Origin of the sequence: Mycobacterium yunnanensis, assembly GCF_025823185.1 — a bacterium.
Lineage (GTDB): Bacteria > Actinomycetota > Actinomycetes > Mycobacteriales > Mycobacteriaceae > Mycobacterium > Mycobacterium yunnanensis.
Map to the genome: position 1 here is coordinate 112,966 of NZ_JACKVK010000022.1, position 23,207 is coordinate 136,172.

22 protein-coding genes are annotated in these 23,207 nt (G+C 68.4%); 10 read left to right on the top strand and 12 right to left on the bottom strand.

All coding sequences use genetic code 11. The features are described from left to right. Nucleotides 1-77: 77 nt before the first annotated feature. The gene (locus H7K45_RS30205) at nt 78-794 is read left to right on the top strand and encodes an MgtC/SapB family protein (RefSeq protein ID WP_263999880.1); all 717 of its coding nucleotides are present in this window, start codon (nt 78-80) and stop codon (nt 792-794) included. Between the two features lie 12 nt (nt 795-806). On the opposite strand, the gene H7K45_RS30210 is transcribed toward H7K45_RS30205, so the two are convergent. After that, nucleotides 807-2,426 (bottom strand): alkaline phosphatase D family protein, encoded by a 1,620-nt coding sequence (locus tag H7K45_RS30210; protein WP_263999881.1) that lies wholly within the window; start codon nt 2,424-2,426, stop codon nt 807-809. Between the two features lie 94 nt (nt 2,427-2,520). Here H7K45_RS30210 and H7K45_RS30215 point away from each other — a divergent pair, with 94 nt between their 5' ends. Continuing rightward, entirely contained in the window at nt 2,521-2,718 is a 198-nt protein-coding gene (locus tag H7K45_RS30215; RefSeq protein ID WP_263999882.1) for a three-helix bundle dimerization domain-containing protein, read from the top strand. A gap of 10 nt (nt 2,719-2,728) precedes the next feature. On the opposite strand, the gene H7K45_RS30220 is transcribed toward H7K45_RS30215, so the two are convergent. Then, complete coding sequence (locus tag H7K45_RS30220) at nt 2,729-3,634, bottom strand: hypothetical protein (RefSeq protein WP_263999883.1); 906 nt, start codon at nt 3,632-3,634, stop codon at nt 2,729-2,731. Nucleotides 3,635-3,728: 94 nt separating this feature from the next. Between H7K45_RS30220 and H7K45_RS30225 the strand changes: the two genes are divergently transcribed. Continuing rightward, nucleotides 3,729-4,538: an adenylate/guanylate cyclase domain-containing protein gene (locus tag H7K45_RS30225; protein WP_263999884.1), complete on the top strand. Its 810-nt coding sequence runs from the start codon at nt 3,729-3,731 to the stop codon at nt 4,536-4,538. Nucleotides 4,539-4,544: 6 nt separating this feature from the next. Here H7K45_RS30225 and H7K45_RS30230 read toward each other — a convergent pair whose 3' ends face one another. Both H7K45_RS30230 and H7K45_RS30235 read right to left on the bottom strand, forming a co-directional pair. Continuing rightward, nucleotides 4,545-6,050: an AMP-binding protein gene (locus H7K45_RS30230; protein ID WP_263999885.1), complete on the bottom strand. Its 1,506-nt coding sequence runs from the start codon at nt 6,048-6,050 to the stop codon at nt 4,545-4,547. Nucleotides 6,051-6,082: 32 nt separating this feature from the next. Continuing rightward, nucleotides 6,083-6,409 (bottom strand): WhiB family transcriptional regulator, encoded by a 327-nt coding sequence (locus H7K45_RS30235; RefSeq protein ID WP_263999886.1) that lies wholly within the window; start codon nt 6,407-6,409, stop codon nt 6,083-6,085. Between the two features lie 97 nt (nt 6,410-6,506). Here H7K45_RS30235 and H7K45_RS30240 point away from each other — a divergent pair, with 97 nt between their 5' ends. Continuing rightward, on the top strand, nt 6,507-7,139 hold the full coding sequence (locus tag H7K45_RS30240; protein ID WP_263999887.1) for a TetR/AcrR family transcriptional regulator: 633 nt from the start codon (nt 6,507-6,509) through the stop codon (nt 7,137-7,139). 4 nt (nt 7,140-7,143) lie between these two features. Here the strand turns inward: H7K45_RS30240 and H7K45_RS30245 are convergent, their stop codons facing one another. The 4 genes from H7K45_RS30245 to H7K45_RS30260 are packed head-to-tail and all read right to left on the bottom strand — an operon-like array spanning nt 7,144 to nt 11,080. Continuing rightward, on the bottom strand, nt 7,144-8,019 hold the full coding sequence (locus H7K45_RS30245) for a DMT family transporter (protein ID WP_263999888.1): 876 nt from the start codon (nt 8,017-8,019) through the stop codon (nt 7,144-7,146). Next, complete coding sequence (locus tag H7K45_RS30250) at nt 8,016-9,140, bottom strand: acyl-CoA dehydrogenase family protein (RefSeq protein ID WP_263999889.1); 1,125 nt, start codon at nt 9,138-9,140, stop codon at nt 8,016-8,018. Before H7K45_RS30250 ends, H7K45_RS30245 begins: the two co-directional genes overlap by 4 nt. Further along, nucleotides 9,140-10,372, bottom strand: coding sequence for an acyl-CoA dehydrogenase family protein (locus tag H7K45_RS30255; RefSeq protein ID WP_263999890.1), 1,233 nt, complete (start codon nt 10,370-10,372; stop codon nt 9,140-9,142). The genes H7K45_RS30250 and H7K45_RS30255 overlap by 1 nt, the downstream gene beginning before the upstream one ends. A 54-nt stretch (nt 10,373-10,426) precedes the next feature. Beyond that, nucleotides 10,427-11,080, bottom strand: a complete 654-nt coding sequence (locus H7K45_RS30260) for a ScbR family autoregulator-binding transcription factor (RefSeq protein ID WP_263999891.1) — start codon at nt 11,078-11,080, stop codon at nt 10,427-10,429. A 465-nt stretch (nt 11,081-11,545) separates the two neighbouring features. On the opposite strand from H7K45_RS30260, the gene H7K45_RS30265 reads away from it, so the two are divergent. After that, on the top strand, nt 11,546-12,529 hold the full coding sequence (locus H7K45_RS30265; RefSeq protein ID WP_263999892.1) for an FAD-binding protein: 984 nt from the start codon (nt 11,546-11,548) through the stop codon (nt 12,527-12,529). Here the strand turns inward: H7K45_RS30265 and H7K45_RS30270 are convergent. The 3 genes from H7K45_RS30270 to H7K45_RS30280 all read right to left on the bottom strand — a co-directional run bounded on the left by H7K45_RS30270 (nt 12,476) and on the right by H7K45_RS30280 (nt 17,209). Beyond that, a complete protein-coding gene (locus H7K45_RS30270) occupies nt 12,476-14,269 on the bottom strand; it encodes a bifunctional diguanylate cyclase/phosphodiesterase (RefSeq protein WP_264000075.1) in 1,794 nt (597 codons plus the stop codon). The genes H7K45_RS30265 and H7K45_RS30270 overlap by 54 nt on opposite strands. Before the next feature lie 67 nt (nt 14,270-14,336). Next, nucleotides 14,337-16,499, bottom strand: coding sequence for an Rv1355c family protein (locus H7K45_RS30275; RefSeq protein WP_263999894.1), 2,163 nt, complete (start codon nt 16,497-16,499; stop codon nt 14,337-14,339). Next, complete coding sequence (locus H7K45_RS30280) at nt 16,496-17,209, bottom strand: hypothetical protein (RefSeq protein ID WP_263999895.1); 714 nt, start codon at nt 17,207-17,209, stop codon at nt 16,496-16,498. The genes H7K45_RS30275 and H7K45_RS30280 overlap by 4 nt, the downstream gene beginning before the upstream one ends. Before the next feature lie 403 nt (nt 17,210-17,612). Between H7K45_RS30280 and H7K45_RS30285 the strand changes: the two genes are divergently transcribed. Continuing rightward, entirely contained in the window at nt 17,613-18,065 is a 453-nt protein-coding gene (locus H7K45_RS30285; protein WP_263999896.1) for a MaoC family dehydratase, read from the top strand. Nucleotides 18,066-18,074: 9 nt separating this feature from the next. On the opposite strand, the gene H7K45_RS30290 is transcribed toward H7K45_RS30285, so the two are convergent. Beyond that, nucleotides 18,075-19,256, bottom strand: a complete 1,182-nt coding sequence (locus H7K45_RS30290; RefSeq protein WP_263999898.1) for an acyl-CoA dehydrogenase family protein — start codon at nt 19,254-19,256, stop codon at nt 18,075-18,077. 98 nt (nt 19,257-19,354) lie between these two features. Here H7K45_RS30290 and fabG point away from each other — a divergent pair, with 98 nt between their 5' ends. The 4 genes from fabG to H7K45_RS30310 are packed head-to-tail and all read left to right on the top strand — an operon-like array spanning nt 19,355 to nt 23,178. Next, a complete protein-coding gene (fabG, locus tag H7K45_RS30295; protein WP_263999899.1) occupies nt 19,355-20,095 on the top strand; it encodes a 3-oxoacyl-ACP reductase FabG in 741 nt (246 codons plus the stop codon). Then, nucleotides 20,095-21,297, top strand: a complete 1,203-nt coding sequence (locus H7K45_RS30300; protein WP_263999900.1) for an acetyl-CoA C-acetyltransferase — start codon at nt 20,095-20,097, stop codon at nt 21,295-21,297. Before fabG ends, H7K45_RS30300 begins: the two co-directional genes overlap by 1 nt. Next, nucleotides 21,294-22,490: an acyl-CoA dehydrogenase family protein gene (locus H7K45_RS30305; protein ID WP_263999901.1), complete on the top strand. Its 1,197-nt coding sequence runs from the start codon at nt 21,294-21,296 to the stop codon at nt 22,488-22,490. The genes H7K45_RS30300 and H7K45_RS30305 overlap by 4 nt, the downstream gene beginning before the upstream one ends. After that, nucleotides 22,474-23,178 carry a GntR family transcriptional regulator gene (locus H7K45_RS30310; protein WP_263999902.1) on the top strand — a complete coding sequence of 235 codons (705 nt, stop codon included), beginning with the start codon at nt 22,474-22,476 and terminating at the stop codon, nt 23,176-23,178. Before H7K45_RS30305 ends, H7K45_RS30310 begins: the two co-directional genes overlap by 17 nt. Nucleotides 23,179-23,207: the final 29 nt, after the last annotated feature.

Consider the following 23,207-nt stretch of genomic DNA (forward strand, 5'->3'; position numbering starts at 1 on the left):
ACCAGGCCTAAGGGCCGAATCGACCGCCGTGCGTGTCCGATCAGTCGATCGGTCGCCGGGGGTGCAGAATTCGACGCATGTTGGCCGTCGACTTGCTGACCAGGGTGGGATTGGCGACGGTGCTCGGCGTCGCGATCGGTTTCGAACGGCAGTGGCGCTCGCGGATGGCCGGTCTGCAGACGATGGCGTTGGTCAGCATGGGGTCCGCGTTGTTCTTGATCCTCAGCGCCTACAGCTTCGACCAGACCGGCGACCGGCTCCGCGTCGCGGCTCAAATCGTCTCGGGGGTGGGCTTTCTCGGCGCCGGAGTGATCATGAAACAGGGGCTGTCGGTGACGGGACTCAACACCGCCGCGACACTGTGGGCGACCGCCGCCGTCGGGGCGCTGGCAGGAGCGTGGATGTGGCGGGAGGCCCTTGCCGGCGCCGCCATCGTGGTGGCCGGTAACTGGTTTCTGCAACCGTTGGGCGCCAGGATGGACCGCGCGCAATCGACGCGGCGTGACGCGACACCTGCCGACTACGTCCTCGAGGTCGTGTGCCAGCACGCCGTGGAGGACGAGCTCAGAGTCTCGCTCTCCGAAGCTCTACCGCCCCAGGCGTTTCAGCTGCGCGGCATCGGCCTCAACCGGGCGCAGGGCCCGGACTCGGTTCGTTTGCACGCCGAATTCGCCACCGCAGTCCGCGACGACGACAGCGCCATCGGCGCCGTCCGTGCGCTGAGCGGGCGCCCGGGAGTCACGTCGGTGCGGTGGAGCATCGCCCACGAAGGCGCGGCCGACTGGTCACGCTGACTGAGTCGTCGCTCACCTGGTGAGCGGTACCCGCGCGACCTCGTCGAGGCTCGTCGCGTCGCGAGGTTGTTCGAAGACCGCCTCCGCGTCCCGGCCTGAAGTCCGAAGTGTCGCCAGGGTGTTCCCGAACAGGGGGCCGTCGACGTCGCTCCACGCGAAGGGCAGTGCGGGGCAGCCGTTGCGCTGCGCCCAGCGCCGGGTGACCCGGCCAAGCCGCCGAGACCAGCCCAGTTTGAAGACCGGCTTGACGAACCACGGCACGTAGTTGTGCACCGGCGAGCACACCAGCTGGTGCACGTTCGACCGGGCGGACGGGATGTCGGCGCGCGCGACGTAACTGTGGTGTACGTCGCCGGAGATCACCGACACCGTGGCCGGTGCGTCGGCGTCGCGAGAGGCCACGTCGACGATGAGCCGGCTCAGATCCAGGAAGGACTGCACGAATGCCGCCCAGTGTTCGAAGTCCGCTGCCTGGCGCACGGTTTCGGCGAACTTGCCGCGCCGGCCGGGCCGGTTGGCGGCGCGCTCGTTGACCATTTGCATGTCCCCGATCGCCGGTGGCAGCAGCCACGGCAGCGACGAGCCGACGATGAGGTGGTCCACGTCGTCGAGCCGATCGGTCACCTGGTGCTCGAGCCAGGCGAACTCCCTGTTGCCCAACATCTTCCGATCACCGGAGTCCAGGATGCGGGCATTGCGCGAGTCGACCATGACCAGCCGGCTGCGGCCCATGTCCCACCGGTAGCTGAAGCGCAGACCCTTGTCGTCGTCGACCTCGGCGTCGGCCCGGTCGGCGAGGTCGACCAGGAGCGGCCAAACGTCGCCTTCGGCGGCGAGCACCTTCTGGTAGTCCTCGTCGTCGCGCAGCTCGGTGGGGCTCAGATTGCCGAGATGTTGATAGACCCAGTAGGAGGCGAGGCCCGCGCGGATCCGGTCCCGCCACCACGGCTTGGCGTTGACCTCCCTGCGCCACGCGCCAGAGGTGTTCCAGTCGTCCCTGATGTCGTGGTCGTCGAAGATCATCGCCGTCGGAACGGTGGACAGGATCCAGCGGATCTCCGGGTCTCCCCAGGTGTGCCGGTAGAGGCCTTCGTATTCGGTGAAGCTGACCACCTCGTCGGGCGGTCGCCGGCCGTTGGTTCGCCGGCCGGCCAGGTGGCGGCGAGCCTCGGGGGTGAGCTCATCGGCGTACACCTGGTCGCCCAACAGGACGAGGGCGTCGGGCCACTGGTCGACCGGCGTCGTCGGAAGCCTCGCCGCGTAGACGTCCAGAGCGTCGAGGCCCAGCTTGTCGTCGAGTTTCTCGACACCCGTCTTCGGATAGCGACACGATCCGAAGATGATCTGCAGCCGGTCCTGCTGGTCGTGTCCCCGCGTCCTGATCACGCTTGGCGGGAAGGTGGCATCCGGTTCGGGCCACATCTGCCGACCGTCGACGTGCACCTGGTACTCGGTGACCGACCCCGCCTGCAGGCCGTCGACGAGCACCACGCCGTAGTGACAGCCCTGCACCTCGAACGTGGGCGCCGAGCATCCCAGCACCTCGACCACGCCCGGTGAGTCCGTCTGCACCCAGACGGTGGCGCTCGTCTCTCCGACGTGGCGCAGGACGGGACCCAGCAGCAGCGGCATCCGACCAGCCTAGGCCCGGTGGTTCCCGTCACTGTGATGTGAAACGTTTTAACAGAGGTTGACCAGGTATTGGACGCGGTGCCAACATCTTGGCGTGAGTGAGAACGAACGGACCGTCATCGAGCAGCTGGTGGATCGACTCGTGTCGAGCTACCCGGATGTCGCCCCCGAGACGGTCGCCACGGTCGTCGCGCACAACCACGCCGAATTCGACGGCCGCCCCGTCCGCGACTTCATCCCGCTCTTCGTCGAGCGCCGGGCGCGTCGCGAGCTGGCGTCCGCCGGCGCCTGAGCGAGAGCGCTCAGGAACGCTCGGGGGCCGGCTCGGCCGCCTCACCGCTCTCGGCCGCGCCGAACAGCGCCACCGCGATCGCGCCGCCGACGGCGCCCACGAATGCGACGACCACCAGCCAGCCCAGACCGGGTGCCGAGGTGTCACCCAGCAGCCACACTCCGACGATGCCGGGTACCACGGTCTCACCCGCGACCAGCGCGGCCGAGGCGCCGGTGACCGATCCGATCTGCAACGCCACGGTGAACAGGTAGAAGCCGCCGACACCGGCCACCGCCACCGCCCAGGCGGCGGGATCGCGGAGGATCAGCGCGAGATGGAACGGGTCGACCCCGTTGACCACCCGCACCGCGACGGCCATGGCGCCGAACAGGACACCCGCGACCAGCCCGGCGGCGACGGCCCCGCGAGCACCGAGCACGTGGATGAGAACGAGTCCGAGGACGACCATCACGACCGAGAACGCGAGAACGCCCCAGTGCACGGCGGTGCCTGGATCGTCCTCGCCGATGTGGCCGGAGGTGAAGCCCAGCACGCACAGCGACACCACCACCGTGGCGATGGCCACCCAATCACGCCATCGCAGAGGGACTTTCAGCACGACGACGCCTAGCACGGCCGTCACGACGAGATTGGCACTCATGATCGTCTGCGACAGGAACAGTGGGATCAGCCGGGCCGATACGACGCTGCCGAGGAATCCGCACCCGTCGAGGACCATCCCGGCCAGGAACGCCGGGGTCAACGCCGCCCGGATCGTCGCGCCAAGAGACGGCGCGCCACTGGCCGTCGTCGAACCGACCGTGCCACGTGCGGCGTCCTTCGCCGCGGCGCTGCGCGCGCCGTAGGCCTGCAACACCGACGCGGTTCCGTAGCCGAAGCATGCGACGAGCGCCGCTGCCAGACCGATCAGCACCGGTCGTCCCCACTATGTGCCGTCACGGTGGCCAGTATTCAGTAGGAGACCCCACGCCGATCCGGCCGGGAGGCTTCGCGGCTACCATCGCGCGGTGACGCAACTCGTCCTGTCGACGCTGCTCGGGGTCGCCGTCGCCGCCGTCGTCACCCTGTCCATCCTGTTGCTCGTCACCTCGCGTCGGCTCGCCGACGCCCGTCGCCGCCTAAAGCGTGCCCAACGCGCCACGCCGAGGATTCGCCGCAGACGCCGAGGTCTCGCACCATTGGCCATCCGCACGACATGGCGGACCGCAGAGATGTTGCGCGCCAAGGGAATCGGAGCGGTGGTGCGCAACTCGATCGAGGACCTCGCGGGGTGGGCCAGCGTGGAGCGGCCCGATCTGGCGCGGTTGACGGCCAATGGAGACGTCGTCGTGGTGTTCTCCGACATCGAGGGGTCCACCGAACGCAACGAAGCGCTGGGGGACCGGGACTGGGTCGCACTGCTGCAGCGCCACGAGCGACTCGTCCGTGACCTGGTCGACGAGCATGGTGGGCACGTCGTCAAGAATCAGGGCGACGGTTTCATGCTGGCCTTCGCCGACCCCGGCCGTGCCGTGCGCTGCTGCATCGGCGTGCAGCGCGAGCTCGCCGCCCGTCCCGAACGCTGGCAGAACATCAAGGTGCGCATGGGAATTCACATGGGGGAGTCAGTGCGACGGGGTGACGACCTGTTCGGCTTGAACGTCGCGATGGCCGCCAGGATCGCCGGGCACGCCGACGGCGGCGAAATCCTGGTCAGCGACGTGGTGCGGGACGCCGTCGAGGCGGTCGACGGCATCGACGTCACCGCGGCCGAGGTGGTCGAATTCAAGGGCTTCAGCGGGACCTACGAGGTGTTTCCGGTCGTGACGGCCGGGTGAGGGCGGTCATGGAGCCTGGCCGCCAAGCACGCGGCGCGCCTGGGCGCGCACGGCGTTCTTGGCCACCTTCCCGTTGGGAGTGGACGGAAGTGAGTCGACGAACAGGACGTGCCGCGGTCGCTTGAAGGCGGTGAGATGGCCGCGGACGTGGGCCACGAGGTCGTCGGGGGTCGGCGCACTGCCCGCCCGTGGCACCACGACCGCGCAGATGGCCTCACCCCAGTAGTCGTCCGCGACGCCCACCACCGCGACCTGGTCGACGTCGGGATGTCCGGACAGGACGTCTTCGACCTCCCGGGAGGACACGTTCTCGCCACCGGTGATCACGACGTCCTTGATGCGGTCCACGACCACCAGTCGGCCCTCGGGGTCGAGGCGTCCAACGTCGCCGGTGTGCAGCCAGCCGTCGACGGTGACGGGTTCGGGCCCCGGCCAGTAGCCGGCGGCCACCTGCGCGCCGCGGACGAGGATCTCGCCGATGGGACCGTCACCGGAGATGCGCACCTCGACCTCGTCGTGTGGTCGTCCCGCGGTGGCCAGCAGGGACGGATTGGCGCCGGCTCCGGCCCGGTGGTCGGCGGGCCCGAGAAACGTGACGTTGCCGCCAGTTTCGCTCATCCCGTACCCCTGGTGGAAGTTCACGTCGAGCCGGGCCAGCGCGCGCCGCAGGAGATCGGCGGGAATCGCGGCCGATCCGTAGGACACGTCGCGCAGGGTCGGCAGCTCGGTCCCCGTGGCCTCCAGGTGTGCCAGCAGTGAGTGCAGCATCGTGGGAGCCAGCGAGCACGACGTCACGTGATGTGCGCGGACCGCAGCGGCGAACTCCTCGGCGCGGAAGGCGGCGACGGGCATCACCGTGGCTCCGGCGAGGTGATGGACCAGCATGTTGTATCCGGCCACATGGCACATCGGAAACGGCAGGAGGTACACACCGCCCGGGCGCACCGACCGACCCGCGACGGTGCCGCGTGCCGCCGTGGTGAGCGACCGGTGCGTGTGGAGCACGCCCTTGGGTGGTCCGGTCGACCCGCTGGTGAACAGCAACCAGGCGGGATCGTCGGGGTCGACGGGCTCCGCGCGTCGGCTCGGCTGCGTGACTGCCCGGCGCCAGCGAGGGTCTTCGAACGCCACCACCTCGGTCACCGACGGCGTCTTCGCCAGTCCGTCGAGGAAGCGGCCGTCACCGAGGACGACCGTGGGTCGGGCGGCTGCCAGTTGGGCGGCGCGCTCACCCGGGCCGAGTCGTTGGTTGACCATGGCCAGCACGCGACCGGCGCGCGGAACGCCGTAGTACAGCAGCGCGTAGGACGTGCCGTTGTCGGCGACGACGGCAACCCGGTCACCCCTCCGGGTGCGTTCGCCGACCCAGGTGGCCACCGATTGGATCTGGGCGTCGAATTCGGCGAAGGTCGTCGTGGTGCCGTCGGGACCGATGATCGCCGGCCGGTCGGGTACCTGGACGGCCGCGGCCGACACCAGTTCGTGGACGAGGTCGATCCGCGGAGCCGTCATCGAGTGAGGAGGATAGCTGCGCGGCGGTCGCCCTACTGGACGGTGCGGACGGGGAAGCCGTGCCGGTCGGCCAGCGATCCGAGTTGCTTGAGCGCGAAACGGCGGCCGCGGCCCTCGCCGGGGATGAGCACCCCGGCCCACAAGCCTTCCGCGCCGGGGGTGCGGCACGCCTCTTGCGCGCACAGCCAGCGTCGGGGACAGGCGCGGCACAGAGCCTTGGCGCCGTCGTCGGGGGAGGTGGTCCAACGGTCGGGGTCCTCTGCGCAGGGGTAGCCGAGCCGCCCGGCATCGGACGTGGTCGTCGTGGCGCCTCGTTCGCGCAGCGCTACTGCAGCGACGGGTCGGCCAGGTGCCTGCATGGGGTGCCCTCCGTCTCTCCTGGGAAGCGGTTACCCACTCGTGACAATACGTATGTATTGGTTTCTGACGATACAGGCGCATTGATAGCGTTGCCCAGTGACCACCGCCTCGGAGCCCTCCCCGGTCGACGAGGCCACCGTGACCAGCGCGGATCGCATCCGTCATGCTGCGTTGGCGAACTTCGCCAAGTACGGAACCGCGGCGACGTCTCTGCGGGCCGTGGCGGCCTCGGCCGGCGTCTCGCTGGGGATGGTGCAGCACCACTACGCGACCAAGTCGAGCCTCATCAAGGCGGTCGACGACTACGTGCTGGCACTGTTGATCGGGCAGTTGTCGGCACCCATTCCCGACCCCCCGGCCGACTCGATCACCGACATCGGCTCCAGGGTCAGTGGAATCATCGCCGAGCATCCCGACGTCGCCGCCTACGTAAGCCGGGCGATGGTCGACGGAAGCCCGCTGGGGGCAACGCTGTTCGACGCCCTCATGGAGGTCGGCATGGCCCGGTGGGAGCTGCGGGCCGAGCGCGGTGAGACCCGGCCCGACGTCGACCTGACCTGGGCGACCATCAATGCCCTGGTGCTCGCCGTCGGCGCGATCAGCCTGCGCGCCCACGTGGACCGCCACCTCCCCGAGCCCTTCACCTCACCCGAGCAGCTTCAGCGGTGGCAGAACGCGACCGACACTCTGCTGCGCGAGGGATTGCTCGGCAAGCCCGCCGACGGCTGACTGCTCACCCTGGCGCGGCAGGCGCCGGACCGGATCGCCTGGTGGCCAACACCGAACCGCCGAGGATCAACGCCAAGCCCGCCACGTTCCACGGGGTGAGCGGTTCGCTCAGCACGACCACCCCCGCCGCCAGCGCCACGGCGGGATTGACGTAGGTGAACACCAGCGCCCGGGTGGGGCCCACCTCTCGGATGAGGGCGAAGAAGACGATGAACGCCACCGCGGTGCAGACGACCGCCAGGGTCGCCACCGCCACCAGCACGCGCGCCGACGGCATCGCCGTGGGCCACGTCGCGACCGCGGGTCCCGCGTAGACGACGGCGGCGACACCGAGGCAGGCCGCGGTCATCGGGAGAGCGGGAACGTCGGCGAGGTGGCGGCCCGCGACGAGCGGGGCGATCGCGTAACACGTGGCCACCAGCAGGACTTCTGCGACGGGCCACGCGCTGCCCCCGGTGATCTCCGGTCCGGCCAGCACCGCCACGCCGGCCAGTCCCACCCCCAGCCCGGTGATGCGCGTGACGCCCAGCCTGCGTTCGCCGCCGGTCAGCCGGTCGAGCAGTGCGGCGATGATGGGGGAGGCCGCGATCAACAGGCCCGTCAGCGAGCTGGTGATGTGACGTTCGGCGTCGGACAGCATCAGCCAGGCGGCGACGATCTCGAAGAAGGCGAAGACCAGCACCGGTTTCCAGCACCGGAGAACCGGCGCCCAGGCGGCCCGCGACAACGCCAGCGGCACCAACACCGCTGCGCCGATGACGGTGCGCGCGAAGACCAGGACGGGCGCCGAGACGCCCTCGACCGTGATCTTGATCAGCAGGTACGGGACACCCCAGATCACGCTCATCGCCGCGAAGAGGAACCACCCCCGCGCCGTCACGTCGTGGTGAGTCGTGCGTAACGGGTCACGTGGTGGTCGGTCGTCCCGTACTCGTACTGCACCGCGGTGAGCCGTTTGAAGTAGTGCCCGATTGCGAGCTCCTCGGTCATGCCCATCCCGCCGTGCAGTTGGACGGCGTTCTGCCCGACGAACCTGGCCGCCCTGCCGATCGTCGCCTTGGCGGCCGACACCGCGCGCGCCCGCGCCGGGGGATCGGCGTCGAGGTTGAGCATCGCGAGATGCACAGCCGCAGCGGACTGTTCGAGTTCCATGTACATGTCGACCATGCGATGCTGCAACGCCTGGAACCCGGCGATCGGCTGCCCGAACTGGTGGCGTTGCTTGGCGTAGGCGACGGTGTCGGCCACCACGCGCCGCATCGCGCCGACCGCCTCGGCGCAGACGGCCGCCGCGCCCTCGTCGCGGGCCTGCGCCAGCGACGGCCACGCCTGGCCCTGTTCGCCCAGCAGCGCGTTATGCGGCAGGCGCAGATCGGTCAGCTCCAGGTCGGCCGCGCGGCGGTCGTCGACGGTGCGCATGGCATGCATCTCGAGGCCCCGTTCGACGTCCCCGAGGTCGACGAGGAACAGCGAGACCCCGTCGCCGGTGTGGGCCGTGACGAGGAGATGCGTGGCGATGGGCGCCCCGATCGCCATGGTCTTCTGGCCACGGAGCACCCAGCCACCTTCGTCCCGGCGTGCGGTGGTGGTGACGTCCTGCCATCGGTCACCGGCCTGCTCCTCCGCGGCCGCCAGCGCGACGACGGCCGTGCCCGCGATGATCTGCTCGACGACCTCGGTGGCCGCGGCGCCGCCGGCGCGAAGCAGCAAGCCGGCCGCGACGACGGCGGTGTCGACGTAGGGCTCGACGACCAGCGCCCGACCGAGCGACTCGGCGATGACCATGATCTCGAGCGGTCCGCCGCCGCTGCCCCCGACCCGTTCCGGAAGCGCGGCTCCAAGGATTCCGAGGTCCTCGGCGAACGCGCGCCAGACGTCGGGCTGCCATCCGGTGCCCGTCTTGGTGGCGGCGCGGCTGCGCTCGAGTTCGTATCGGGACGCCAGGAACTTGTCGAGTCCGGAGCGCAGCATCTCCCGCTCGTCGGAGTGTCGGAGATCCATCACAATCCCAGCGCTGCCTTGGCGAGGATGTTGCGCTGAATCTCGTTGCTGCCTGCGTAGATCGAACCCGCCCGGTCGTTGAGGTAGCGCAGCGGGGCCACGGCCTGCCAGGGCTCCCCGCTGACGTAACCGTCCGGCGGTGGCTCGTACTGCGAGACGGGCCCGCCGGGCCGGGTGGCGTGCGGCTGATAGGCGCGGCCGCGCGGGCCGGCGGCCTCCATCGCCAACTCGGTGAACGTCTGGCTGAGTTCCGTGGTGAGGATCTTGAGCATCGAGGACGCGGGGCCGGGATGTCCGCCGTCGGCCAGCGCCGAGAGCACGCGGTATTCGAGGATCTCCAGGACGTCGGTCCGGATGCGCGCGTCGGCCAGCTTCCGGGCGAACGCCGGATCGTCGACCAGGCGGCCGCCGTCGGGACCCGGTTGTGTGCTCGCCGCGGCCGTCACGTCCTCGGCCATCACCTGCAGGGCGGGTGCGCTGGCTCCACCGCCACGCTCGAATTCGAGGAGGTACTTGGCAACGGTCCAGCCGTCGTCGACCGCGCCGACGACGTTGGCCTTGGGCACCCGGACTGCGTCGAAGAAGACCTGGTTCTGGATCTCCTCACCGGAGGTCATCACCAGCGGTCGGATCTCGACGCCGGGTGAGGTCATGTCCAGGAGGACGAACGTGATGCCGTGTTGCTTCTTGGCACCGCGCGACGTGCGCACCAGGGCGAACATCCAATTCGCCTCCCGGGCATGGGTCGTCCAGATCTTGCTTCCCGTGCACACGAAGTGATCACCGTCGTCGACGGCCGCCATGGACAGCGCAGCGAGGTCGGATCCGGCCTCCGGCTCGGAGTAGCCCTGGCAGAAGAACACCTCGCCGGTCAGGATGCGAGGCAGGAAGTAGTCCTTTTGCTCTTGGGTGCCGTAGGCGACGATGGCGTGGGCCACCATTCGAAGTCCCATGGGCGACAACGACGGAGCGCCCGCCAAGGTCGCTTCGCGACTGAACACGTAGTGCTGGGTCAGACTCCAGTCGCATCCGCCGTACTCGACGGGCCAGGCCGGGGCTGCCCACCCGCGCTCGTGCAGGATGGCCTGCCACTGCAGGCTGGCCTCGTGGTCGCTGTAGACGCTGGTCATCAGGCGCCCGGCAAGGCGCAGCTCCGGGGTCAGCTTCTCGTCGAGGAATTCACGCACCTCGTCACGGAAGGCGATGTCGTTCGGCGACCAGAGCAGATCCACTGTTGCTGTCAACCTCCGTGATTGCGGTCGCCTACGGTCGTGGGCGGGTGGGCGTCACGCTGACGGCGGCTGCTGTCGCGCCGCTTGACGGGCCAGGAACTCGCGGTAGTAGCCCAACGACTCGTCGGTGATGATGGCGGGAAGCAGCAACTCCCAGTTCCGCGCGAAGCGGGCGCGCAGATCGGCCCCGTCGGCCAGGGCGCTGGACAACAACTCCGCCCCCAACATGGCGGCCACGACGTGGCCGGCGGTCGACTCCGGATCCAGCCCGTCGCGCAGATCGCCGTCGACGGTGGCCGCCTTGAGTCGGCCGGTGAGCTCGTCGACGAACAGTTGCAGCGTGCGCTTGGCGGCCGGGTTGAAGCTGCCGAAGGTGCGCAGTAGCCGAGCTCCGGCGCGCGCGACCGTGTCGGTCCCCAACACGTCGGTCATGACGAAGGAGCCGTGGATGACGTCCTCCATGCCGGGGGAGCCTGATCGAACCGCCCCGCGGAACGCGCCGACGAGGCTCTCCGAACCCTCCTCGATGATGGCGGTCGCGAGGGCTTCCTTCGACTCGAAGTGGTAGTACAGCGCGCCCTTGGTCAACTCGGCACGCTCGATGATGTCGCCCAAGCCGGCGGCGGGATAACCGATCTCGTTGATGAGGTCGACCGCCGACTCGATGATCTTCCTCCGCGTCGCCTCGGATCGAGCCTGGCGCACCATACTTCTCGAGCTCCTCCGTCGATCCTTCCAGGCCGTGGCGCTGGACTGGGATCATAGTTCGTTCGCTTCCGACCGGGCTGCATTCCCGATCGCAAGTGCCGACTGGTCCCTTGGTGAGTTCGACGGGGTTGACGAGTCGGTTCGGGACCACGAGGCCCTTGTGGGCCAGCTGGAGAACCGCCCCTTGAGGCCCGACGAACTGCTCGGCGTCGTACAGGTTACTCGCCGGGTGTCCCTCGGTTGACAACACGGGTGGTCGCGTGTGGGGTTTTGCGCCTCCGCGCGGTGGCGGTTCCAGTGCACCTTGGTGCTGCAATTCAAACTAAAAGTATGTAAAGTACGCTTCGTGGCGACTTTCGGTTTGAAATGTTGCACCGGGTCTCCGCGAACGGACGACGCACGCGTCGTGTCTGACACGACATGTCAACAGCAAGTAGACCAGCTACCACGGAGTACGTAACGCCTATGTGGGACATCGAAGTCGACGTTGCGGTCATCGGCGCGGGCCTGGGTGGTCTCGCCAACGCGATCGCCGTCGTGGATGCGGGCGGGGAGGTCTTGGTGGCCGCCTCTTTGTCAGACGATGAAGCCGTGTCACAGACTGGGGCCCCGGTGGCACCCCCCGACCTGCGACGGCTCGGCGACTCGCCCTCGGGTGCTCTGCGCGAACTCGTCGGCGCCAAGCGCGGCTGGCTGGTCCACGACGGATCGGACGCGGAGACCGCCGAATACCTCGCCGATGTCGCCGACTGCGTGCTGGACGCGCCGGTCGACGCGGGTGACGGCCGCGTCCCGCGGCGCAACGCCCGCAATCTGTCGCGCGAGGAAGCCTTTAACAGCCCCGTGGAGACGTTCTTCGGTTCGAAGCTGGCTGGCTGGGCTGCGCAGTGCATCGCGTCGCCCTTCGGCCTGATGTACACCAACATGCGGGACTGGCGCACCACGACGATGGTCTCTGAGAGCGGCGAGTCCGTCGAGGCGCTGTCGATCGGAACCATCGAGTGGGCCGACGGATGCGATCGACGTGCACTTCACGGGTGGATGGCGGCTCAGGCGCGCGACCGCGACGTAGAGGTCGAATACGGCAGCACGCTCGACCGGATCGTGTTCGAGGAGGGTGACATCACCGGGGTGATCCTCAGGACGCCGGACGGTCCTCTGGCCGTGCGCACCCGGGCGGGGCTCACCTTCGCCCCCGCCGACAGGGATCCGGTCGTCGCAGAGCACCCCGTCGCGCCCGGCGACCTCTTTCAGGTGTGCCTCGTCGGCAGGACCGCAAGTCGCTTCGGGCGTGTCGAGTTGATGGCCACCGAACCCGAAGCGCCCTCACGCCCGGTGTGCACCGGATCGCGCCGCCAGGTGCGCGAGGGTCTGCACGATGCTCGTCAGCAGCACCTAGACGGATGGCGTTGCGGAAAAGTGAACCGGTACCCGGCCCTTGGCCAGTAGGGCGGCCATGTCGCTTCCGGCCAGCGGCCGCGACAACAGGAATCCCTGCGCACGGTGACACCCGTGATGTAGCAGTGTCTTCGCGGCGACGACCGTCTCCACGCCCTCGGCGACCAATTCGAGTTCGAACGCTTCGGCGAGCGCGATCACGGCACGCACGATCGCGAGGTCGTCGGGATTCTCCCCAAGCTCGGCGACGAAGCTGCGGTCGATCTTCAACACGTCCACCGGCAGCGACTTGAGGTGAGACAGCACGCTGAAGCCGGTGCCGAAGTCGTCGATGGCGAGCTTGACGCCGACGTCGCGCAGGCCGGCCAGGGTGACGCTCGTCGCCTCCATGTCCTGCACGACCACGCTCTCGGTGATCTCCAGGCATACCGAGCCAGGGTCGAGGCCGAACTCGGCCATGACGGCGGCCACGGTCTCGACGAAGCCGTCGGTCACCAGCTGGACCGGTGAGACGTTGACCCTCAGCACGATTCCGTCGGCGACCCCGAGCGCGCGCCAGCGGGCGAATTCCTCACATGCCGTCCGCAAGACCCAGCGGCCGAGGTCGCCGGCCAGGTTGATCGACTCCGCGACGGAGATGAACACCGCGGGGGACAGCAGGCCGCGCGTCGGGTGGTTCCACCGCACCAACGCCTCGGTGGCGAGGACGTCACCGGTGCGCATGTCGACCTCGGGCAGGTACTGCAGGAACAGCGCACCGTTTTCGATGACGTCCCGCAAGTGGAGTTCGATGTCGTTGCGGTAGTCGGTGCGCAGGGACATCTCGTCGGAGAACACCGCGACCTGATTGCCGCCGGCCGCCTTGGCCTCCAGGACCGCCTGATCGGCCCGCCGCAGCAGATCCGACGCGGAGTCCCGGCCTGGCGTAGCAAGCGCGACACCGATGCTCACGCTCCTGGTCAACATCTCGCCGTCAACCGGCACCCGTTCCCCGACGATGGTCAGCAACCGGGTGGCGAGCCGCTCGGCCTCAGGAATCGTCATCGGTGAGGACGGGATGACGACGAACTCGTCGCCGCCGAGGCGCGCAATCACCCGTGCGTCCTCGGCCCCGCGTCGTAGCCGCTCGGCGATCACGCGCAGAAACCAGTCGCCGACGTTGTGGCCGAGGTAGTCGTTGATCGTCTTGAGCCGGTCGAGATCCAGGTACAGGGCCGCCACCGGTCCGGGCTCGTCGGTCGCGAGCCGGCTCTCCAGGTGATCGATCAGGGCGCGCCTATTGTGCAGCCCGGTGAGGTCGTCGTGATCGGCCTGGTGGCGTAGACGCTCCTCTGCCTGCACCCGTGCTTGCACCTGGGCGAACAGCGACGCAATGGCCTCCAGCGCGTTGAGCTCGGCGGGCGTCCATTCGCGGTCACCGATCTTGACGAAGCCCAACACCCCGGTCGTGACGTCGCCCGACGTCAGTGGGGCGGCCGCCATCGACGTCTGCGGGATGTTGCGACCCTCTTCGATGCGCTTTTGATAGTCCTGGTTCTCGGGGCGGAAGACCATCGGCGACTTGACGTTCTCCGCCAGGGCGAACACCGGATCGGCGTCCTTGTAGTAGACGACCCGGAGCGGGTCGGGATCGGGCACGTCCGGACGCAGCGGCCATTCGGCGATGAGGATCGACGCACGAATCGAGTGGTCGTTGTAGCGCAGGAAGCTGAAGTCGACGTCGAAGTAGGCGACGAGGACGGCGAGCACCTCTCCCGACACCTGCGGCGAGGTCGCCGCGTTGGCCGCCATGAGCCGGACGGCGACAGTCGTCACCAGCCGTTCCAGGCTCAGGGGCGTACTTTCGGGAGACACTGGATTAGGGTAGCGGTGCCTCGCCGATATCGATGGAGCGCCGGCGGCTACGGACCGTCGCGGGTCCCGCGATCGAGAGCCGCAGCACCAGGACCAGGGAGTCATCGGCCTCGTCCGTGCCCTCCTGGCCGGCCCGCACCACGTCCCGGAACCGGCGTTGCAACACCGCCAGTTCGTCGGTGTGCCTCGGTGAGACCTCCTGCAGTTCTTCGTCGTTGGTCGCATAGAGGAACGGTGGGGAGATGGGCTGCACGGCGAGGCCCAGGTCCTGAGCCGTGATCCACGTGGCCTCCACCGCCGCACCGCCCCGGGCGTAGTCGACGAGATCGCCTCCGGTGACGTGCACCACGGCCACGGCCGAACTGGCACGCAAGCCCGCAGCGGTGTCGTCGCCAAGGACGGCGCCGGCATCCCAGTCCAGGAGTTCGGCCATCACGTCGGGCCGCCGCACGATTTCCAGTGCCACGTCACCCCGCGGCCCCAATTCGAGGCTCGACACGTCGATCCCGGTGTCTGGGTCCGCGTCACCGGGCCACCTCAACTCCGACACCATCTCTTCGTGGAGCCGCGAGGTGAGGTACCGAATGCGGTCGGCGGCGGCGAAGATCTCGGCGATCTCGTCTATCTCGGCGCGCGACTCGACGACCCGCAGGCGGGCGCCCTCCGCGTGCGCACCGACGACCAACTGCTCGACGACGTGGGCCGGCAACGGCGCGCCCGTGCCACGGACGCGGTTGGTCTCTCGGCGCCACATCGCGTCGTAGGTCACCGACGGCTCGGGGGAGCGGCCTTCGAGGAACCGAATCCGGGCCAGCAGTGGGGTTCTGGAGTCGGCGGTCGTGAAGTCGACGTCGCTGGCGACGCCATGCGCGGCCGCGGCCACCCTGGCGTTGTAGACCGCGGCGCCCACGGCCACCGCGCTGCCGCGCATCGCGACGTCGATGGTCGAGGTCCGCCGGGGATCCAGCGCGATGGCGACGCCGTCCTCGGTCGGCCGCATCGTCCACGGTTGGACGTTGCCACCCGACGGTGCGCGCGAAGCGGCGGTCAGCACCGCCGTCACCACGTCCTCGGTCGGCCCCGAATCGGTTGCGGATGGCTCCGTTTCGTCCAACGGTGCGGTCGCGGCCGTCGCCGAGGTGGCCAGCCGGTCGAGGGCGGCCGACGAATCCAGGCGGACGCGCCCGGATGAAAGTGGTTCTCCGAGTCCAATTCTGCGAACGGCTTCGGCGATCGGACCGGCACCGAGGGTGACGTCCCCGGCGACCTGCGGCCAGGTGGCCACGGCGTGACCGACCTCGAGCAGCGAGGCCGCCGCGCGGGCGGACAGGCCACTGACCTCGATGAGGCGCAGGACATATGGCACCTTGTCGCCAGAGCTCAACCCCGTCAGCGTCTCTGGGTCGACGTCGCCGAGCAGGCCGTGGAAGATGGGCCGGTCAGGCTCGAGGTCGAAGCGCTCGACGTCGACGAGCCCGCGGTCGCTGGTAGCCATCAGAACGGGAAGCTTCCTGGCGCGCGCCGCGAGTCGAATGCTCACCTTGAGGTCCAACGAGTCGCATTCCTCGACGACCACGTCCAATCCGTCGAGGAAGGCGTCGAGGTTGTCGGCGTCGACCCCCGAGGGTGCGGTGCGCACCTCGAGATAGGGGTCCAGTTCGGCGATCCTGCGCGCCGCGACGACGGTCTTGTTGACGTCGAGGTCGAAGAGGGTTGCCGGTACGCGGTTGAGGTTCGACAGATCGAGGTCGTCGAAGTCCGCGAGCCGCATCTCGCCGCACAGGCCCTGCATGGCAATCGTGTGGGCGATGACGTGACCGGCGCTGAGCCCAATCACACCGACGACCAAGCTGCCCAGACGATCTTGTTCCTCGGAGGTGATCAGGTTGCGGTTGCGGTCGAGCCGGAGCCGGCGGAACGACCGCGGACCCAGGATCTTGACCACCGCCCGACGCCACGGATAGTGGACGAAGCGGGGTGACTCGGCGAGGACCTCGGTGTCCAGCGGCGGACGCAGCCCCTCGAGCGAGGCGCTCTGGCTGGACCACGAGTCGACGAATTCGATCGTTGGGTCGGCCCGCAACTCCTCGAGCCGGCGAGCGTCCTCCTCCCGACTGGGATCCAGCACGTGGGCGGTGCCCGTGGGTACGCCGGAGCCGTTCGTCACTGGCTGGCCGCGCGGGCCGCCACGTGGGCCCCGGCCTGTGCCGAGACGGTTTTCATCTCGCGTAGGATCTTCGGAATCTGATCGGAGGCAGCGTGATTGGCGAAGGTTCTCCGGTCGTACCACATCATCTTCGTACGGTACCTCTCGTCCGGGTACGGCGTCGCGGCAATGGGCGCGACCACGGCACCCGACGTGCGCCACCGCTCCAGGATGTGGGGGGCGGAGGTCGCCATGCAGAATTGGATGTCCATCAGCGTCATGGCGTGAAACGGCGTGCGAGCCAACGCCGTGGAGATGACACGCGCCTTGTCTCTGTCGTCGGTGGTCCAGGCGGTCTTCATCTCCAGCACGCCGAAGGGAACGCGGTCGTCGATCATCTTGCGGACGGCCGCGAGCCCCGGTTGCCCGGCCCATTCGACCGTCGCGTGGGAGTCGTCCGCCGACAGCAGGGGTCCCTTGGCGCGCAGACCGCCGATGACGCGGCCCGTCGAGTCCAGCGTCGCCCAGAACATGGCCGTGTCGGCGCCGTCGCGCACGGCCGCGACGTCGATGGCGCGCTCGACGCCGTGGCGGCGGTAGCTCTCGACGGCGCCGCGAAGGAACTCGTTCCACAACTCTCGATCGGTATCCGGCTGCGACAGCACGATCGTCGCCTCCGCGTCGGAGTCCCACCAACTGATGTTGTCGGTGAGTCCGCACTCGGCCGTCATTCCGAATTCAAGCGGTTGGGGGTGCATTTCGACCTCATTCGTAGAGCGTCTGGCGTCGAGGAATTCGGCGCGGGCGGGGGTGCTGACAGGGGGTTTTACGGGAAACTCCAAATAAGTATCAGTCCCATGACGACTCCATCCCAGCTAGGTTTCGAAAGTTTTCTGCCAGCAACTGCAGCAATCACTAGCTGGCAAAACCGTCGGCTAATCAGCTGCGTATTACGGCAAAATCTAATATTGACGTCTGCGCAGGCCATTGCCAGGCATTGCCGTATTTGCACAATTGCTGCTCAATTCTCGGCAACTATTTGCGCGCGTATGCCAATGTGCTGAGATCAGGTGGAGTGTCATCGGCAAAGGGGTCCGGATTTCCCGGCAATCGCCCCAATGAGAGGAGAGTTTCGTGAAGGTATTCCAGGATTTGGCCGAGTTCGCCGCGGCCCGCGGGTCCCACTTCGGACCCACCGAGTGGCTCCGGATCGACCAGGAGCGGGTCAACCTCTTCGCCGAGGCCACCGACGACCGTCAGTGGATTCACGTCGACCCCGAACGAGCTAAGAGCGGGCCGTTCGGCGCGACGATCGCCCACGGGCTGCTCACGCTGTCGCTGCTGCCGCAGTTCTCCGCGCAGCTCTACCGCGTCGAGGGCGTGAAGCTGGCGGTCAACTACGGCTACAACAAAGTGAGATTCATCACTCCGGTCAAGGTGGGTGCCAAGATCCGAGCGAGAGGCGAAATCACCGCCGTGGACCAACTCGAGGGTGCCGTGCAGGCGACGACGACGATCACCGTGGAGATCGAAGATTCGGCGAAGCCGGCTGCCGTGGCGGAGTCCATCGTCCGCTACATCGGCTGACCTCGGGCGCTACCCCTGTGTCCGGGCGGCTTTGACCAGCCCGCCGCCGATGATGAGGCGCTGGATCTCGCTGGTGCCCTCGTAGAGCCGCAGGAGGCGAACGTCGCGATAGATGCGCTCGACCGGGACGTCACGCATGTAGCCGGCGCCGCCGTGCACCTGCACGGCTAGATCGGCCACCTTGCCGACCATCTCGGTGCAGAACAGCTTGGCCGTCGACGGCGCGATGCGGCGGTCCTCGTTGGCGAGCCACGATCTTGCGGCGTCGCGGACGAGGGCACGTCCGGCCATCGTTCCCGCCTGCATGTCGGCCAGCATGGCCTGGACGAGTTGGAACGTACCGATCGGCGTCCCGCCCTGAGTTGCCGTGGCGGCGTAGGTCACTGACTCGTCGAGGGCGCGCAGGGCGGCGCCGACCGACAGCGCGGCGATGTGGATGCGGCCCCGCGCCAGGGAGGTCATCGCGGCGCGATAGCCCACGTCGACCGCACCGCCCACCAGGGCGTCGTCGCCAACCCGCACCTCGTCGAAGGTGACGTCGGAGGTCCAGGCACCCTCCTGGCCCATCTTGGCGTCCTTGGCGCCGACCTCGACGCCGGGCGCGTCGGCAGGCACCAGGAACACCGCGATACCCGGCCCGTCGGAGTCGGCGGGCCGAGTACGGGCGAACACGATGAAGAGGTTCGCCGTTGGCGCGTTGGTGATGTACTGCTTGCGCCCGCTGATCACCCAGCCGTCACCGTCGCGAACGGCCTTGGTGCGCAAGCCCGCCGGATTCGATCCGGCGCCGGGTTCGGTCAACGCGAAGGACGCGACGACCGCACCCGATGCGATGTCGCCGAGCCAGCGCGCGCGTTGGTCGTCGGTGCCGAAGCCGACGAGAACCTGGCCGGCGATGCCGTTGTTGGTGCCGAACATCGACCGCAAGGCCAGGGTGGTGTAGCCCAACTCCATGGCCATCTCGACGTCCTGGACGATGTCGAGCCCGAGGCCGCCCCACTCCTGCGGGATCGCATATCCGAACAGACCCATGGCCATGGCTTGATCACGGATGTCGTCGGGGATGCGGTTGCCGTTCATGATCTCGACTTCACGGGGCATCACGACCGTGCGGACGAATTCGCGAGTGGCGCCAAGGATGTCGTGGAAGTCGCCGTCTCCGACCTCGGATTGCAGCGTCGGATCTGCCATGCGTCTGTCCTCCTGGCGGGGGCGGGGTGCGTTGGCGTCAACGAATATCATATTTTATGTGTGATCCCACGCCGGGTCACGACAGGACGGAGCATCGAATGTCATTGCTCGACGGACGAACCGCGGTGGTCACCGGGGGTGCGCAGGGGATTGGCTTCGCCATCGCCGAGCGCTACGTCGCCGAAGGCGCCCACGTGGTGCTCGGCGACCTCGACCTCGCTGCCACCGAGGCCGCGGTGGAACGGCTTGGCGGTCGCGAGGTCGCGGCCGCCGTGCGCTGCGACGTCACCAAGGCCGACGAGGTGGAGGCGTTGGTCGCCGCCGCCGTCGACCGGTTCGGCAGTCTGGACGTCATGGTGAACAACGCGGGCATCACCCGCGACGCCACGATGCGCAAGATGACCGAAGAACAGTTCGACCAGGTCATCTCCGTGCACCTCAAGGGCACGTGGAACGGCACGCGAATCGCGGCAGGGGTGATGCGCGAGCAGAAGAGCGGCGCCATCGTCAACCTGTCCTCCATCTCCGGCAAGGTCGGCTTGGTCGGACAGACCAACTACTCCGCGGCCAAGGCGGGCATCGTCGGGCTGACCAAGGCGGCCGCCAAGGAGGTCGCCCACCTCGGTGTGCGCGTCAACGCCATCCAGCCCGGTCTGATCCGCTCGGCCATGACCGAGGCCATGCCGCAACGTATTTGGGACTCCAAACTCGCCGAGATCCCGATGGCTCGGGCCGGCGAGCCCGCCGAGGTCGCCAACGTGGCGCTGTTCCTTGCCTCGGACCTGTCGTCGTACATGACCGGCACGGTGCTGGAAGTCACCGGGGGCAGGCACATTTGATGACGGGCGCGGTCATCTGCGAGCCGGTGCGCACCCCCATCGGACGCTACGGCGGAGCCTTGCGGTCGTCGACCGCGGTCGACCTCGGCGTGGCGGCGCTGCGGGGGCTGCTGGAACGCACCGCGCTGGAACCCGAGGCGGTCGAGGACGTCGTCCTTGGGCACTGCTACCCGAGCATGGAGGCGCCGGCCATCGGTCGCGTCGTCGCCCTCGACGCGGGTCTGCCGGTCACGGTCCCCGGCATGCAGGTCGACCGACGCTGCGGCTCGGGCCTGCAGGCCGTCATCCAAGCCTGCCTTCAGGTGCACACCGGACAGAACGACCTCGTCGTGGCCGGCGGTGCCGAGTCCATGAGCAACGTCGTGTTCCACTCGACCGACATGCGCTGGGGCGCAGCGCGCACCGGGGTGGCCGTGCACGACGCACTCACCCGCGGGCGGACCACCGCAGGCGGTCGCCATCACCCGGTGCCCGGCGGCATGATCGAGACCGCCGAGAACCTCCGCAGGCAGTACGGCATCGGTCGCGAGGAACAGGACGAGCTGGCGGTGACCTCCCACCGCCGGGCCGTGGCAGCTCAGCACGACGGTCGCACCGCCGAGCAGATCGTCGCCGTCACCGTCGCCGATCACGTGGTCGACACCGACGAACATCCCCGCGCCGACACCTCGATGGACTCACTGGGCACGCTGAGACCGATCATGGCACGCCAAGATCCGGACTCGACGGTGACGGCCGGCAATGCCAGCGGACAGAACGACGCGGCCTCGATGTGCGTCGTCACGACGGAGGCGAAGGCCGCCGACTTGGGACTGACTCCGCTGGTACGGCTGGTGTCCTGGGGCGTGGCGGGCGTACCTCCGAGCCTCATGGGCATCGGCCCGGTGCCCGCGACCGAAGTCGCCCTGTCCAAGGCAGGTCTCACCCTGGCCGACATGGACCTCGTCGAGTTGAACGAAGCGTTCGCCGCGCAGGCGCTCGCGGTGATGCGCGAGTGGCACTTCACCGCCGCGGACCGAGACCGCACCAATGTCGCCGGCTCCGGCATCTCGCTTGGCCACCCGGTGGGGGCGACCGGTGGGCGCATGCTGGCCACCCTCGCCCGCGAGATGCACCGACGCGAGGTCCGATACGGGCTGGAGACGATGTGCATCGGTGGCGGACAGGGTTTGGCCGCCGTATTCGAGAGGGTGCGCTGGTGACGACACGACTCGCGCAGACCGCAGGCCTCACCGACGTGCAAGCCGACATCGTCGCCGCGGTGCGAGACTTCGTCGACCGCAAGGTGATTCCCACCGCCGCCGACCTCGAGCACGCCGACGCCTACCCTCAGGAGATCGTCGACGACATGGCCGCGATGGGCCTGTTCGGGTTGATGATTCCACCCGAGTACGGCGGTCTCGGCGAGTCGCTGCTCACCTATGCCCTTTGCGTCGAGGAGTTGGCGCGCGGTTGGATGAGCGTGTCCGGCGTCGTCAACACCCACTTCATCGTCGCCTACATGATCCGCCAGCACGGCACCGACGACCAGAAGCGTCGGTTCCTGCCACGGATGGCGACCGGGGAGGTACGCGGGGCATTCTCGATGTCCGAACCGGAGCTGGGCTCCGACGTCGCGGCGATCCGCACCCGAGGCATCCGCGACGCCGACGGCGGCTACGTCATCACCGGTCAGAAGATGTGGCTGACCAATGGTGGCAGCTCCACTCTCGTTGCAGCGCTGGTGAAGACCGACGAGGGCGCCGACAAGCCCCATCGCAACCTGACGGCGTTCCTGATCGAGAAGCCGGCCGGCTTCGGAGAGGTCATGCCGGGGTTGACCATTCCCGGCAAGATCGACAAGCTCGGGTACAAGGGCATCGACACCACCGAACTGATCTTCGACGGCTTCCACGTCGACTCCGCCAACGTGCTTGGTGAAGTGCCCGGGCATGGCTTCACCCACATGATGGACGGCGTGGAGGTCGGTCGCGTCAACGTGGCGGCCCGCGCCTGCGGGGTGGGGCTGCGTGCCTTCGAGCTGGCCATCCGGTATGCCCAGCAGCGCAGTACCTTCGGCAAGCCCATCGCCGAACACCAGGCCGTCGCGTTCCACCTGGCCGAGATGGCGACCAAGATCGAGGCCGCCCACCTGATGATGGTCAACGCGGCACGGCTCAAGGACTCCGGCGAGCGCAACGACGTCGCCGCCGGGATGGCCAAATACCTTGCCAGCGAATACTGCTCGGAGGTCACCGAGCAGAGCTTCCGCATCCACGGTGGTTACGGTTACTCCAAGGAGTACGAGATAGAGCGCCTGATGCGCGACGCGCCGTTCCTCCTCATCGGCGAGGGCACCAGCGAAATTCAGAAGACCATCATCAGCAAGAGCTTAATGCGTGAGTACGAACTCTGAGTCGCACTTCGTGTTGCGCCCACAACTGTCCGACGACGTGGCGCGCCACGTACGACGACGCATCTTCGACGGCACGTTGCGCGCGGGACGGTACTTGAGACTCGAGCAGCTGGCCGCCGACCTGGGCGTCAGCGTGACCCCGGTGCGCGAGGCGCTGCTCAACCTCTGCGCCGAGGGACTGCTGATTCAGCGGCCACGGCGTGGGTTCATGGTGTTGGAGTTGACCGCCCGCGACGTGGCCGACGTCGCCCATGTACAAGCCTTCGTCGGCGGTGAGCTCGCGGCCCGCGCGGCCGAGAACGTCACCGACGGTCGACTCGCCGAGTTGCGCGCGATCCAGGACGAGCTCGAACGGGCCTACCGCCACGACGATCTCGACCGGACGGTGCGGCTCAACCACGAATTCCACCGGCTGGTCAACGTCGTCGGGGACTCGCCCAAGCTCACCCAGTTTATGTCGGCCATCACCCGATACGCGCCGGAGTCGGTGTTCCCCACGATCTCGGGCTGGCCGGCACAGTCGACGAGTGATCACCGACGGGTCATCGACGCGCTCGCGCGCCGAGACGCCGGGGCGGCGCGTTCGGCGATGGCCGAGCACTTCACCCGCGGCGTCGAGCCGCTGACGGAGCATCTGGTCGACCGCGGGGTCATCGCCGCGGTCGACTCCGCACCGCCGTGCCTATAGTGACCGTGGCAACCGCCATCCGACGAACC